12 protein-coding genes are annotated in these 15042 nt (G+C 61.7%); 4 read left to right on the plus strand and 8 right to left on the minus strand.

Annotation, left to right across the window (positions count from 1 at the left end; translation table 11 throughout):
• Nucleotides 1-138: 138 nt before the first annotated feature.
• Nucleotides 139-1809, minus strand: a complete 1671-nt coding sequence (locus AC0L17_RS16870; RefSeq protein ID WP_473516656.1) for a peptide ABC transporter substrate-binding protein — start codon at nt 1807-1809, stop codon at nt 139-141.
• A 38-nt stretch (nt 1810-1847) separates the two neighbouring features.
• Entirely contained in the window at nt 1848-3512 is a 1665-nt protein-coding gene (locus AC0L17_RS16875; protein WP_473516657.1) for an ABC transporter ATP-binding protein, read from the minus strand.
• Between the two features lie 688 nt (nt 3513-4200).
• Here AC0L17_RS16875 and AC0L17_RS16880 point away from each other — a divergent pair.
• The 3 genes from AC0L17_RS16880 to AC0L17_RS16890 all read left to right on the plus strand — a co-directional run bounded on the left by AC0L17_RS16880 (nt 4201) and on the right by AC0L17_RS16890 (nt 7160).
• A complete protein-coding gene (locus AC0L17_RS16880) occupies nt 4201-5526 on the plus strand; it encodes an NAD(P)/FAD-dependent oxidoreductase (protein ID WP_473516658.1) in 1326 nt (441 codons plus the stop codon).
• A 73-nt stretch (nt 5527-5599) separates the two neighbouring features.
• Nucleotides 5600-6673, plus strand: a complete 1074-nt coding sequence (locus tag AC0L17_RS16885; RefSeq protein WP_473516659.1) for a tartrate dehydrogenase — start codon at nt 5600-5602, stop codon at nt 6671-6673.
• 10 nt (nt 6674-6683) lie between these two features.
• Nucleotides 6684-7160, plus strand: a complete 477-nt coding sequence (locus AC0L17_RS16890) for an Lrp/AsnC family transcriptional regulator (protein WP_023798454.1) — start codon at nt 6684-6686, stop codon at nt 7158-7160.
• Nucleotides 7161-7200: 40 nt separating this feature from the next.
• On the opposite strand, the gene AC0L17_RS16895 is transcribed toward AC0L17_RS16890, so the two are convergent.
• Entirely contained in the window at nt 7201-8577 is a 1377-nt protein-coding gene (locus AC0L17_RS16895) for an aminotransferase class III-fold pyridoxal phosphate-dependent enzyme (RefSeq protein ID WP_473516660.1), read from the minus strand.
• A gap of 30 nt (nt 8578-8607) precedes the next feature.
• Entirely contained in the window at nt 8608-9450 is an 843-nt protein-coding gene (locus tag AC0L17_RS16900) for a GNAT family N-acetyltransferase (protein ID WP_473516753.1), read from the minus strand.
• A 320-nt stretch (nt 9451-9770) separates the two neighbouring features.
• On the opposite strand from AC0L17_RS16900, the gene AC0L17_RS16905 reads away from it, so the two are divergent.
• A complete protein-coding gene (locus AC0L17_RS16905; RefSeq protein ID WP_473516661.1) occupies nt 9771-10460 on the plus strand; it encodes a haloacid dehalogenase type II in 690 nt (229 codons plus the stop codon).
• A 568-nt stretch (nt 10461-11028) separates the two neighbouring features.
• Here the strand turns inward: AC0L17_RS16905 and AC0L17_RS16910 are convergent.
• From AC0L17_RS16910 to AC0L17_RS16925, 4 genes are all read right to left on the minus strand, one after another.
• Nucleotides 11029-12504, minus strand: a complete 1476-nt coding sequence (locus tag AC0L17_RS16910; RefSeq protein WP_473516662.1) for an NAD-dependent succinate-semialdehyde dehydrogenase — start codon at nt 12502-12504, stop codon at nt 11029-11031.
• Nucleotides 12505-12522: 18 nt separating this feature from the next.
• Entirely contained in the window at nt 12523-13566 is a 1044-nt protein-coding gene (locus AC0L17_RS16915) for a tartrate dehydrogenase (protein WP_128168248.1), read from the minus strand.
• A 167-nt stretch (nt 13567-13733) separates the two neighbouring features.
• Complete coding sequence (locus tag AC0L17_RS16920) at nt 13734-14090, minus strand: cupin domain-containing protein (RefSeq protein WP_023798459.1); 357 nt, start codon at nt 14088-14090, stop codon at nt 13734-13736.
• Between the two features lie 13 nt (nt 14091-14103).
• Nucleotides 14104-15027, minus strand: a complete 924-nt coding sequence (locus AC0L17_RS16925) for a 2-hydroxyacid dehydrogenase (RefSeq protein WP_473516663.1) — start codon at nt 15025-15027, stop codon at nt 14104-14106.
• Nucleotides 15028-15042: the final 15 nt, after the last annotated feature.

Consider the following 15042-nt stretch of genomic DNA (forward strand, 5'->3'; position numbering starts at 1 on the left):
TCTGCTGTTTTTTGGGGTTGTTTCGCCGGGGGTGCCCCCGCACGCGGCTATAAATCTCATCATTTTAAACCCCCCCCCCAATTTTACTCCGGGCCCCCCCCCCCCCCCCCGCGGGGGGGGGGCCGCGGCGTATGGATGTCAGGCCTTCCAATGCCATCCGGCGGCATGCCAGGATGCGACGCGGGTGTTGGAATTTGCCTCGAAACCCTCCAGCCCCTGCTTGCGGCCGAACACGTTGGTGGAGGCAAACAGAGGCAGGAACGGCAGATCCTGACGGACGATTTCCTGCACACGCAGATAGATGGCGCGCCGCGCTTCCCGATCGAAGGTGCGGGCGCCCTTGTCGAGCAGCGCATCGACCTCCGGGTTGGAGTATTGGCCGGTGTTCGAGCCCTTTCCGCCCTTGGCGACGATCGCCTTGCTGTGCAGGCGGTTGGAAACATCGGGGTCGCCGGCGATGACATTGGTTACACCGGAGATGGCTGACTCGAACTGCGATTTGAGCCAGAAATCGCCCCACATGACAGCGGCGGGCAGGTTCGAGATGGTCATCTCGACGCCGATCTCGGCGAATGTCTGCTGCAGGAACTGCTGCGTCTGCTCCCGCAAATGGTTGCCGGAGGTGGTGGAGTTGGCGAACGACAGGCGCACCCCGTCCTTCGCCCGTATTCCATCGGCTCCGGGTACCCAGCCGGCCTCGTCGAGGATCTGGCCCGCGCGCTCGAGGTTGAACTCCTGTGCCGGCAGGTTCGGATTGTAGTAGTAGGAATTCTGCGGCATGAACGTCTCGGTGGGTTTGTGGACCCCGTAATAAAGTGCTTCGAGGATCGCTTTCCTGTCGATTGCCGCGTAGAGCGCCTGGCGGACCGCCGGGTCCTTGAATTGCGGCTTCTCAAGATTGAGATAGATCGACTCGACCGATGCTCCAGGCTCCAGCTTGACCACGCGATCCGATAGTGTGCTGGCTTCCGCGTAGTGGTCGGCGGTTATATATGCCTGGTCGACAAGATCGATGTCGCCGCTCTTGAACTGGGTGTAGAGCACCGTCATGTCGGGGATGTATTTGAAGACGAGTCGCTCCAAATAGGGGCCCTCCCCGGCATAATCCGCGTTCGCGACGAGTTCGATATGATCGCCGGCAACGCGCTGCGCCCACTTGAATGCGCCAGTGCCGACAGGCGCCTGATTGAAGGCGGCGGCGTTGGGGTCGGCCTCCTTTTCGAGTATGTGCTTGGGAACCATGAAGGTTTCGGCGAGAAACGACAAATAGGGGGCGAAAGCCTCCTCCATCCGCCAGGTCAGCTCGGTCGGCGAGACCACCTTGATCTCGCGCACCAGCGAATGGCCGGCCGTGCGCCACGCCTGGAATTTCGGATTGGTGATGAGCTCAAGCGTGAATTTCACATCCTCGGCCGTGAAGGGCTTGCCGTCGTGCCAGCGGACATCGTCACGCAGGCGGATGTGCCACTTAAGACCGTCCTCTGAAATGCCGCCGTTTTTCTGGCTTGGCAGTTCGACCGCAAGATTGGGCTGAAGAATGCCTTTGGGATCCATGCGGAAGAGCGCATCGAAAAGCGAGAAATGCACAGCGTCGTCGACCTCGATATGCGGCATCAACGGATTGAATTTGGTGGGCTCCTGCGAGAGACCGACGACGACGCGGCCGGTTGGGTTCGCTGGCGGGTTCTGGGCGAAGGCGGGTTTGCCCAACAGATTGGGCGCAATGAGGCCAGCCGCCCCGCCTATCGCCATCAATCGTAGTGCATCGCGTCGCGAGTAGTTTGATTTGGTGTTTGCGTGTTCAGTCATTGGAATTCCCCTTGTTCTGGCGGTATCCGCCGTGGCTCTTACCCATTTGCTGCAACCGGACGGGTAGATCCCGGCTGCTCTCCAGGAATCGCCGCCACCAGCTCACGTGTGTAGGCTGATTGCGGGTCGAGGAAGATTTGCGAGGGAGGACCGCGTTCCACGATCCGCCCCTTCTGCATCACGGCGATTTCGTCGCAGATCTGGCTGGCGACGCGCAGGTCGTGGGTGATGAAGATCATCGACACGCCGGTCTCCCGCTGGATCTGGTCGAGCAGCTGCAGGATCTGGGCCTGGATCGACACGTCCAGCGCCGACACCGCCTCATCGGCGATCAGCAGCTTCGGCTTGAACATCAGTGCCCGAGCGATGCCGATGCGCTGGCGCTGCCCACCGGAAAATTCATGTGGAAAGCGATCAAAGGCGCCGGCATCGAGGCCGACATGGGCCAGGAGCGCTTTCGCCTCTTCACGCGCCCGGGCATAGGGCGTGCCGTGGGCGACTGGGCCAACGGTCAGGATGTGGCCGATCGTCGAGCGCGGGTTGAGCGAGGCGAACGGATCCTGGAAGATCATCTGGACCCGCGGCCGCAGCGGGCGGAATTCGGCTTCGGAAAGCTTGGCTATGTCGCGGCCCTCGAACAGAATCCCGCCGCCGTCGCTGTCCAGCAGCTTGATCAAAAGCCGACCAAGCGACGATTTGCCGGAACCGCTTTCGCCGACAACGCCCAGCGTGCGCCCGGGCGCCAGATCGAACGAGACCTCGTTGACCGCGGGCACGACGCGCTGTGCGCTGAACAGGGAACTGCCGCTACGGTAGGTCTTCATCAGGCCTTCGACCTTCAGGATCGGCGCTTTGTCGGCCGTCTCCAGAGGAACGCGGTCCTCACCGGTCAGGTGCGGGACGGCTGCGATAAGACGCCTTGTGTAGGGATGGCCAGGCGACTTCAGGACCTGTTGAGCACTACCCTGCTCGACGATGTGGCCCTTCTCCATCACCACGACGCTGTCTGCGATCTCGGCCACCACTCCGAAGTCATGGGTGATGAACATGACGCTCATTCCCTTGCGGCGCTGAATGTCGCGGATCAGCTCCAGAATCTGCGCCTGGGTGGTCACGTCGAGCGCGGTCGTCGGTTCATCCGCGATCAGGATCGTCGGCTCGAGCGCCAGCGCCATGGCGATCATCACCCGCTGCCGCTGCCCGCCGGAGAGGCGGAAAGGATACTGGTGGTACATGAGTTCCGGGTCCGGCAGTCCCACCTCGGTCAGCAGCCCGACAGCGCGGCCGCGACGCGATTTCGGAGTTCCGACGCCATGCGCCGCCATGACCTCGTCGATCTGTGCACCCACGGTCATCAACGGATTGAGCGCCGACAGCGGGTCCTGGAAGATCATCGACACCACTCGGCCGCGCAGGCTGCGCAGCTTGTCTTGCGGCATGCCTACGATGTTCATCCCATCGAGGTGGATGGCGCCCGAGGAGACGCGGATCACATTGGGCAGTAGCCCCATGATGGCGTTGGCGGTGACCGACTTGCCGGATCCGGATTCGCCAATGACGCACAGGATCTGGCCGCGTTTCAGATCAAAGGAGATGTTCTCGACGGCATAAGTCCGTTCCATGCCTTTCGGCAAATTCACCGTGAGGTCGCGCACCGAAAGCGCCACATCGGCGGGGGCTACAGGCTGGATGCTAGCGACCATTGCGATCATCTCCCGTTTGAACCGAGCGGGTCCACGCTGTTGCGGACCACATCATCGCGCTTTGAGCAGAAGCGCCTCACCATAGCGTCCGTCGTCTGGTCATCTCGGCGCTTCGAGCGCTGAGGCTGCGAGAGACGGATTCTGCTCATCCTGGCGGCTCCCTTGATGAAATTCGGTCCGTGGACCGGACACTGTTCCCTTTTCTTGGAGAACTCTCCGAAGGCGTAAGCCCTGCCTATCGGAAGTCCTCTGGAGCTTACCCGTTATAAGGAAGGTTGCTCCGTTCTTTCAGCCAGTTTGACTGTTCTGTCTCCGCATAGTCGTCGAAATTTGGCCCTCGGGCGGCAGGAACTTCTGAAAAGAACGTCAGGTTCGGCATTTCACTCTGCCACCGTTCCGGCGCAGAAAACCGGGATCAGACAACCAGGTCCTTCTTCCGCTGATTTGTGCGCGACAGGCCTTGCGTCACTGCGCGCCGCGTCCCGAAAAGCCCATACCGCAGATCACGCGACTGGATGAAGTGTACTCCTGCTTGCCCCTGCGAGGTTGGGGCCAGCGAGCGCTTTTCGGCAACAATTGCCTGTTCCAAGGGCAGCAAACCGCAGGAAATTCCGTCCAGGCATGAACTCCGCAGCCTGCCTCTGCGGGCCGCAGGCTAGGATGTTTCAAATTTACCGGAGTCCCATCCATGCCCGCGCCGCTCATTCACATCGAGTCCAGTCCATCCCTGCCTCGCGAGGCGGACGTCGTCGTCATCGGCGGCGGCGTGGTCGGCGTATTCACGGCCTATTATCTCGCACGCCGCGGCGTCAGCGTTGCCCTGCTGGAGAAGGGGCGCGTTGCCGCCGAACAGTCCAGCCGCAACTGGGGCTGGTGCCGTCAGCAGAACCGTGACGCACGCGAGTTGCCGATGGCAACCAGGAGCCTCGATCTCTGGGAAAAAGTGGCGCAGGAGACCGGCGAAGACACCGGCTTTCGCCGCTGCGGCCTGCTCTATCTCTCGCAGGACGAAAACGAGTTGGCAGGCTGGGCAAAGTGGCGCGATTTCGCAAGGACGGTTGGTGTCACGACGCATGTGCTGAGCGCAGAAGAAGCCACCGAACGGGGCAAGGCGACCGGCCGCAAATGGAAAGGCGGCGTGTTCTCGCCAACTGACGGAACGGCGGATCCATCGAAGGCGGTGCCGGTTGCCGCGCGCGGCATCATGGCGGCCGGCGGCACCGTGCATCAAAATTGCGCGGCGCGCGGGCTGGAACTGAGCGCCGGCCGGGTCAGCGGCGTCGTTACAGAAGCCGGAACCATCCGAACAACGACCGTGGTCATGGCCGGAGGCGCGTGGGCTTCTTCCTTCTGCAACCAGCTTGGTATCCGTTTCCCGCAAGCTGCCGTGCGTCAGTCCATTCTATCCGTAGCGCCGGGCGCAAATGGCCTGCCGGATGCCCTGCATACCGCGCGCGTCTCGCTGACGCGGCGCAGCAACGGCGGATACGCGCTGGCGATCAGCGGGCGGGCGCGAGTCGATCCAACGCCGCAGCAGCTCAGGTTCAGCCGCGAGTTCGTGCCGATGTTCGCCCGCCGCTGGCGCAGTCTGGCCCCGGGAGCGTTCGAGGGCTGGCGTCAAGGACATGAAAGCCTGAGGAGATGGGTACTTGACGACGTGACGCCAATGGAACGGAATCGGATTCTCGACCCCAAACCTGACATGAGGCAGATTCGCCTGACCTATCAAAGAGCCTGCGAATTGCTGCCCGAGTTCCAGCGCGTCGCGATTTCTCATGCTTGGGCGGGCTATGTCGACAGCACGCCCGATGGCGTTCCGGCAATTGGTGAAGTGGAGGGGATTCCGGGCTTTCTTCTCGCCGCGGGATTTAGCGGCCACGGCTTCGGGATCGGCCCCGGCGCTGGACATATGATCGCCGATATCATCACCGGCAGCGAGCCGATCGTCGATCCGCGTCCCTATAGGCCGGAGCGTCTGAAGACAGCTGCGTGGGGCAAGGTCGCTGAATTCTGAGAAGACCGTTTGCCAAGCTACATCAGGTCGAGATCGAGGCCGTGAGGCGGCCAGCACTGAAGGGAAAGTGACGATGCGCGAATATGAGATTGCCGCCATTCCTGCCGACGGGATCGGCCCAGAGGTCATTGCCGCCGGTCTCCAGGCGCTTGAGGCGCTGCAGCGGCGCTGCGGCGACTTCAAGCTGCGCATCCAGCACTTCGACTGGGGCTCAGACTACTACAAGGCCCATGGTCGGATGATGCCCGAAGATGGGGTGGCGCAACTGAAGCGCTTCGACGCTATCTTCTTTGGCGCGGTAGGCGCTCCCGATGTGCCCGACGACATCACGCTCTGGGGCCTCCGGCTGCCGATCTGCCAAGGCTTTGATCAATACGCGAACGTGCGGCCGACCAGGATATTGCCCGGCATTGTTTCGCCGCTGGCGGGCGTTGGCCCTGGCGATCTGGATTGGGTGATCGTGCGGGAGAATTCCGAGGGCGAGTATTCGGGCCACGGCGGCCGAGCCCATCGCGGCCTCCCCGAGGAGGTCGGAACCGAGGTCGCGATTTTCACGCGCGTCGGCGTCACCCGCATCATGCGCTATGCATTCCGGCTGGCGCAGTCACGGCCGCGAAAGCTCCTGACAGTTGTTACAAAATCCAACGCGCAGCGTCACGGCATGGTAATGTGGGACGAAATCGCAGCCGAGGTCGCGCCGGAATTTCCGGACGTCTCCTGGGACAAGATGTTGGTCGATGCTATGACAGTGCGTATGACGTTGAAACCGCGGAGCCTCGATACGATCGTCGCCACCAATCTCCACGCCGACATATTGTCGGACCTTGCGGGCGCGCTCGCGGGCAGCCTCGGCGTTGCACCGACCGCCAACATTGATCCCGAGCGGCGCTATCCCTCGATGTTCGAGCCAATTCACGGCTCGGCATTCGACATCGCCGGCAAGGGTATTGCCAACCCGGTCGCCACCTTCTGGACCGCTGCCCAGATGCTCGAACATCTGGGCGAGAGCGCAGCGGCCGTCCGGTTGATGAACGCTGTGGAATCGGTGACGAGTGAGGGCGTGCTGACGCCGGACGTCGGAGGGACAGCGACCACGCAGGAGGTGACGGACGCCGTCTGCCGGACGATCCGCGGTTCCAACGTTTGACAGGTTTCCAATGAAGCTCGACAAGATCGACATCAAGATCTTATCCCAACTGCAGAAGAACGGGCGGGTCACGAATGTCGAGCTCGCCGACCTGGTGAACCTTTCACCGAGCCCTTGCCTGATGCGGGTGAAGAAGCTTCAGACGGAAGGCTTCATCACCGGCTATTCCGCCCAGATCGATGTGTCCAAGCTCGGGCAGACTCTGACGATCTTCACCGAAGTCACGCTCAAGCACCACCAGCAGAACGACTTCGCGAGATTTCTCACCGCAATCCAGAAGGTCGATTCTGTTATCGAATGCCACCTGGTTTCAGGCGGTTACGACTATCTTGTGAAGTTTGTCACAGCGGGCATCAGCGAGTACCAGACGATCATGGAGCGCATGATCGAACTGGATATCGGAATCGACAAATATTTCAGCTTCGTCGTGCTGAAGTCACCGATCGTCAAATCCCATTTGCCTCTCGACGCGATATTCGACAGATGAGAAAGAGGCTGCCGCGTGCATGCGGCGGCAGCCCGGACGATCATCCCTTTATCGCCGACCGCACGTCCAGGTCCTCGAGGGTTTGATCCAGGGTCATCCGGGTGCGTTCGAGGATTCCATCAATATCGTCATCGGTGCAGCAGAGCGGCGGCGCAAAGCCGAGAATGCCGCTGTTGAAGGCGCGGATGACAAGGCCGTTCGCCCACGCGCGCTCGAAGATGCGGCGCCCCGGATCGGCCGCAGCCGGCAGCGGCGTCTTGCGATCCTTGTCGGTGACCAACTCGATTGCTGCCAGCATGCCGCGACCGCGAATGTCGCCAACCAGCGGGTGGTCGGCGAGCGAGCGAAGGCCTGCCATCAAGCGCTTGCCGGCCTTGCGCCCATTCTCGAGCAAGCCGTCTTCGTAGAGACGCAGGCATTCGAGCCCGACTGCCGCGCTCACGGGATGGGCCGAATAAGTATAGCCATGGCCGACAGGCGCTTTGCCGGCTCCGTCCGCGATCGTATTGTACACATGGTCCGAGATGAAGACGGCGCCCATAGGCACGTAGCCGGAGGTCAGTCCCTTCGCCGTGGTCATGAGATCCGGCACGACCTCGTCTTCCTCGCAGGCGAAGAGGGGGCCGGTGCGGCCAAAGGCAGTGATAACTTCGTCGACAACGAACAGGATGTCGTGTTCCTTGCACACGGCGTGCAGAGCCTTCAGCCAACCTGTCGGTGGAACGAGGACACCGCCCGAACCCTGGATGGGTTCGGCGTAGAAGGCCGCAACGCGGCCAGCACCGAGTTCCGCGATTTTGGCGCGCAGGGCCGCGACGGATGCATCGATGATCGCCTGCGGGTCGGAACCGACCGGATTGCGATAGGCGTAGTGCGAGGGAATCTTGTGCTGCCAGTCGTAAGGCACGCCGAAACCTGCATGGAAAGCCGGAATTGCGGTCAGGCCTGACCCTGCCGTCGAGGAGCCATGGTAGCCATGCTCGACCGAGATGAACTGGTCCTTTTGCGGCGTGCCCTTGGCATGGTAGTAATAGCGAATGAAGCGGATCGTGCTGTCGATTGCGTCGGAGCCGCCAAGCGTGAAATAGACATGGTTCAGATCGCCGGGCGCCAGTTCGGCAAGCCTGGCAGCAAGGCGAATGGCAGGCTCGGACCCCAGCCCGAAATATCCGGTCGCATAGGGAAGCTCTCTTAGCTGCTTTGCGGCTGCTTCAACGACACTTTCCTGGCCGTAGCCGATGTTTACACACCATAGACCGGCGAATCCGTCGAGCAGGGTTTTCCCGCTTGCATCGGTCACCGTTGCGCCCTTGGCGGATTTGAGCACCCGCACGCCCGTCTCCTCGTGGCTCCGATAGCATGAAAACGGGTGAACCAGATGCGCGCGATCGAGTTCGATCAGTGAATTTGCCAGCATTTCTTCCTCCGATTCAACCGATTGCCTGATTTAACCAAGTGCCTGACTGACCAACGCATATGTGCGATGATGCGCCGGCTTGCTTTCTTTGTGCGTGGCTATGGAGCGTCGCATCGCGATCCCGCCGCCGACATGCGCCAGCCCGCGCCCGGTGAGCCATTCAGCAAGATCCGTTGAGACGTCGGTGTCGACACGCACGAACTTGCCCTGATGATGGGCGAGCAGAAAGTCGATCAGTGCCTTGGCCTCGGTACCGTTTCTCGCCACCACCGGGCCGATGACCAGCCCCCGGCCGAATGGCCGGATGGCGGAAAAGGCCTGGGCAACGCCTTCATCGCGAATGACAGCGAGCTTCGCGCGCTCGAAAACCCGTTTCATCAGCGCCGATCGGTCATGGCCAAACGCCTCGCGATCCAGCACCTCGAGGCGGGCAAGATCGCCGCTCTCTGCCCAGGATACACGGGCCGGCGCCGAAACTGCCAACGCCTCGCCCTGATGCTGCACGATCTCGCCAGTCGTGACGAAGCCCAGCTTCTCATAGAGCGGCAGGCCTTCCCGTGTCGCCGTCAGGCAACAGGTGCGCTCACCCGCCTTCGCCAGCGCCTTTTCCATCATCTTTCGGCCGAGTCCGCGGCCGCGCATGGCCGCATCGACGATCACCATGTTGATGGCGGCGGCATTGTCGCCGTAGGGGGTCATCATGATCGTCGCCACCACGCGCTGTTCTTCCAGGGCGACGATCCCCCGGCTGACCGACTGGGCCAGTTCCCAATCCTCGCGGCGATGCGGCCAATTGACTTGGCGAGACAACTCGACAGCACCTTCCAGGTGCCCCGGTGTCATCTCTTCAAGGATGATCTGTCTTGTGGTCATGATGAATTTCCAGCCTTCGTCTTCAGTGCTGACGGTAGACCACCAAAGACAGCAGTTCCTCCCGACCGGCAGCCAAGCGCGACGCGTTTTCACTATCCTTCGCCGCTCGTGCCGCATCTTCTGCCGAAGCATGGCCGACAGGCCGCGCCGCTCCCAAAGCTCGAAAGGACAGCTGGCGCAACTCTCTGCCAAACCGGCGATGCAATACGAAACGATCTGCTTCAGGTCGCGGCGAATGCGGCCGTTTGTCTTCCAGATCTCCGACTATGCTGATTGTGGTACAGGCACGCTGTGCCGAGAAAACCAGGAGGATGGTCGCCATGTCGACGCTCAGACCGAAATACATCACCTTCGACTGCTACGGCACGCTCACCAATTTCGATATGGCCGGCGCGGCGCGGCGCGTCTACGGTGAGCGCCTCTCCCCAGAGGCAATGGCCAGCTTCGTGGAGGCTTTTAGGGGCTATCGCCTTGACGAGGTGCTGGGGCCATGGAAACCCTTCCTCGAGGTGGTGCAGAATTCCATCGAACGCAGCTGCAAGCGCATCGGTATCCAGTTCAAACCCGAAGACGCCCAACGCATCTATGACGAAGTGCCGACCTGGGGTCCGCACCCCGACGTCCCGGCTGGCCTGTCCAGAGTGGCCAAGGAAATCCCACTGGTGATCCTGTCCAACTCCATGAACAGCCTGATCATGTCGAATGTGGAAAAGCTCGGCGCGCCCTTTCACACCGTCATCACCGCCGAAGAGGTTGGCGCCTATAAGCCGCTGATGAAGGGCTTTGAATACATGCTCGACAAGCTCGGCTGCGGCCCGGAGGACATCACTCACGTCTCCTCCTCCTTCCGCTACGATCTCATGACCGCCTACGATCTCGGCATCAAGAGCAAGGTCTGGGTGAACCGCGGCCACGAGCCCGCGAACCCCTTCTACGAATATACCGAGATCAAGGATATCGGCGGGCTGGCCGCCGCGGTCGGCCTGGAGCCCGTTCGGGAAGTTGCTTGAGGCCGGCGGGCCTCCGGCCATCGCGGCATTCGAAGTATCGAAATGAGAAAGGGGCGGTTTCGACCGCCCATTTCTCATTGCTGATGCATGTCGCACAAAAGCATGCCCTCGGAGCCTGGGATTGACCGAACCACCCCTCGCTCGTCGTCCCAGGGCGGAGCAAGGAGCGAGCGGCGCAGCGTAGACCCTGACATCCATACGGCGGTGGACCTTCGCTGCCTGACGGTCGGGCAGCCAAATCTCCAACGCTGGCGATTGGCATAAGCCGCCCCAACTTCGGTCGAGGTAGAGGCGATGGTCGCCCATCGCCTCTACCCGACCGAAGTGGAGGGATGCTTCGGCTAATCCCGGAGGTTTGCGATTGCCACTGAAAATCGGCCGCTGAAAAGGGGACTGTGTTCCAATGCATGTCGCGCTAAGGGATGCCCTCAGGCCTGACCCTGGGCCCTGACCGAGGGTGTGCAGCGGTTTTGCGATAGCGACAGCATAAACAACAACCTAAAGCGCGCCGCATGAGGCCGGTCAAACGCGACGCACTTTAGTTCGCAGTTGCGACTCCGAAAGGCCTCTAATTAAGCCCGCCAACATGAAGCGTCTTGACCTCGAGATATTCGTCGATGCCGAGCTGCGATCCTTCCCGCCCCACGCCTGACTGCTTGACACCGCCGAAAGGCGCAACCTCGGTCGAGATCAGGCCGGTATTGAGCCCGACCATGCCGAACTCCAGCGCCTCGGCGACACGCCATGACCGTTTGAGGTCGTCGGTGTAGAAGTAAGCGGCAAGGCCGAACGGCGTAGCGTTTGCGATCGTGATGGCGTCTTCCTCCGTCTCGAAGCGAAAAAGCGGCGCCACCGGTCCGAAGGTCTCTTCCGATGCCAGGAGCATCTCGGTGGTAGCCTCCCCCAGGACGACGGGCCGTGCATATTGCCTGCCGTCGGGCACTGCCTCGCTTTGGGCGAGGATCTGGGCACCTTTCTGCTTCGCATCCGCGATGTGACGCTCGATCTTGTCGATCGCGGCCGCGTTGATCATCGGGCCGATCTCAGTGCCCTCGTCGGTCCCCGCGCCAACCTTCATCCGCGTGACGCGCTGGCTCAGCTTTTCGGCGAAAGCGTTGTAAACGCCTTCCTGCACGAGAATCCGGTTCGCGCAAACGCAGGTTTGACCGCCATTACGGAACTTGGATACGATCACACCTTCAACTGCGTTATCCAGATCGGCGTCGTCAAAAACGATAAAGGGCGCGTTGCCGCCAAGCTCCAGGCTCAGCCGCTTGATGCTGTCGGCCGCGCCACGCATGAGCAGCGCGCCGACGCGGGTCGAACCGGTGAACGAGATCTTGCGCACCGTTTCGTTGGCCATCAGCTCTTTGCCGATCTCGCCCGGCATGCCGGTCACGATGTTGATAACGCCTGCCGGGATGCCCGCCCGCTCCGCCAGGACACCGAGCGCGAGCGCCGAAAACGGCGTAAATTCCGACGGCTTGATCACCACCGTGCAGCCGGCGGCCAGCGCCGGTGCTACTTTGCGCGTGATCATCGCGTTGGGGAAATTCCACGGTGTGATGATGGCACAGACGCCGACTGCTTCCTTGAGAACCAGAATGCGTCGATCGGCGGTGGGTGACGGAATGGTCGAGCCACCGATCCGGCGCGCCTCCTCCGCAAACCATTTCACGAAAGATGCGCCGTAGCGGATTTCCGCCGACGCCTCGGCAAGCGGCTTACCCTGTTCCAGCGTCAGCAGAAGCGCCAAATCCTGTTCGTGCTGGCGAATGAGGTCGTGCCAGCGCTCCAGCAATCTCGCACGCTCGGCATGGGTCGTCTTCTTCCAGCTTTTGAATGCCTCGGCCGCAGCACCGATCGCGGCCCGGGTGTCGTCGCCGCCCATATCGGGAACGCTGCCAAGAACGGCCAGGGTGGCAGGGTTGGTGACCTCGACGGCGGCCTTTGTATCCGCTTCCCGCCACACACCGCCAATCAACGCCTGCTGGCGGAACAGGTCCGCATCGTCAAACGTGCCAATCTTCGTTATCGCATTCATGGTCTTTCCTCTGCCCTTTCAGCTCAACGCCGCAAGCACGGCTTGCGTGATTGTTTCAGTCCGGTCCTTGCCTGCGATCGTGCCAATGCCCCGCGCGGTTATGGACTCGATTGCCGACATCACTTCTGCCGCAGCATGCCCCTCGCCCAGATGCTCGAGCATCATCGCACCCGACCAGATCGCGGCGATCGGATTGGCGACACCGAGATGCGCGATGTCGGGCGCCGAACCGTGGACCGGTTCGAACATGGAAGGCGCACTGCGATCGGGATTGATATTGGCGGAGGCGGCGTAACCCAGCCCGCCCTGAATGGCCGCTCCAATATCCGTGAGGATGTCGCCAAACAGGTTCGAGGCGACGATCACGTCGAGGCTTTCCGGCGCCAGCACCATGCGGGCGGCAATGGCGTCGATGTGGTAGTGCGAGACCTCGACATCGGCATAGTCCTTCGCCACCTCACGCGTGACCTCATCCCAGAAAACCATGGAATGCTTTTGGGCGTTGGATTTGGTCACGGATGCGAGCTTCTTGCCGCGCGCCCGCGCCTGTTCGAAACCGAAACGCATGATCCGTTCGACACCGGCACGCGTGAATATTGACGTCTCGATCGCGACCTCATTGGCCGTGCCGGAATGCACGCGCCCGCCGGCGCCGGAATATTCGCCTTCCGTATTCTCGCGAATGCACAGGATGTCGAAACCATCGGAGCGGAGGGGCCCCTGAACGCCCGGCAACAGCCTGTGCGGCCGTATGTTGGCGTACTGCGTGAACCCTTTCCGGATCGGCAGGAGCAGCCCGTGAAGCGATACTGAGTCGGGTACTTCCGCGGGCCAGCCTACAGCGCCGAGATAGATCGCATCGAATTTTCGGAGTGTCTCGATGCCGTCTGGCGGCATCATTGCGCCGGTTTCCAAGTAGTAGGCGCACGACCATGGGAAGCGTGTGCCATCAAGGGCGAAACCGCCCCGTTTGGCCGCGGCCTGCATCACCTGCCATGCCGCCCCGGTCACGTCCTTGCCGATGCCGTCGCCGGGGATGAGCGCTATGTCATAGGTCTTCATCGATCGAGGTCCTCATTCGCACTAGCGGAACCATAGCGGACCGCGCGCCGCATTTTTCGTCGAGAATGAGCGGCCCGACAGCGTCGAATCGCGTCGGGCCGAACTTGGATAGTCGATTGTTCTGGAACCGCCGCGCGCTCTACTCGGCCGTACCTTGAGCACTGAACTCAGTCGTAAACGCAGACGTAGATCTTGCGCACGGTCTCGATCGTGCGCCAGACACCCACGAAACCGGGCTTCATCACGAAACTGTCGCCGGCGCGGTAAGTCTTGGTCTCGCCGCCCTTCTCCTCGATTTCGATGAGGCCCGAAAGGATATGGCAGAACTCGTAGGTGGTGCCCTTGATCGAATGCGTCTCGCCGGGGGTGGCTTCCCAAACGCCGGTCAGAACCTTCTCACCTTTCGAGGCATCCTGCGCCCAGCTCTTGAAGGATGGAGTGCCGGAAATGAGCCGCTCAGGCAGCGGCAATGCCTCCTTCGGCGTGAAGGCGGGATTTGTGTCGATCGTGGTCAGCAGTGACATGTGGGTCTCCTGGTTAGTAGCCGAGTGTCCGATCGATGAGGCCGATCAGTTCTTCGCCGGCGCGGTGGCGCCGGACGTTGTCGACGGCGGCTTGCGCCGCCGTATGCGGTTGTGTCACCGAGGCAATGTGCGGCGTTATCATCACCTTCGGATGCGACCACAGCGGATGGTCTTCCGGGAGCGGTTCCGGATCAGTGACATCAAGCATCGCCGCGGATACGTGGCCTCTGTCGAGCGCGTCGATCAGCGCGGCCTGGTCGAGTTGCGGACCCCTGCCGACATGCAGCAGCCGCGCCCCGGTTGGCAGCAAGGAGAAGAATTTTGCATCGAGAATGCCGCTGGTTTCCTGCGTCAGCGGTAGCAGGCAGACGAGAATGTCCGTCTGCTTCAGAAAGCGGGGCAACTGATCGGCGCCGTGAAAACAATCGACGCCCTCTATCCGCTTTTCGCTGCGGCTCCACCCGGCAAGCGGAAACTGGAACGGCTTCAGGCGCTCGACTGCCGCCTGCGCCAGCATGCCAAGACCAAGAAGACCGACCCGGCGCTCAGCCGCCTGTCGAGCGGCAATCGGTTGCCAGAGGCACCTCTTCTGCTGCTCGAGATAGGCGGGCATCTCCCGGTGGAGCGCCAACACGCCAAGCGCGACGTATTCCTGCATCATGCGGATGATGCCGTCCTCGACCATGCGCACCAGCTTCACATGGCTCGGCACGACGTCCTGCTTGAACTGGTCGACGCCGGCTCCGATCGAAAACAGCACTTCCAGGTTGCGGTAGCAGGAGATGTCGTCCGGCACCGTCCAGGTGATGAGATAGCGCACCTTGTCCGGCTCCAACTCATCGCCGGAATGGAAGAATTCCAGATCCGGGAGTTCGCGCGCAAAAATCTCGCGGAACACCGCAGCACGCGCCGCATCGGAGTTGAAAAGAAATGCCATGGAACTCGCCCTTCC

Source organism: Mesorhizobium sp. WSM4829 (genome assembly GCF_055811475.1).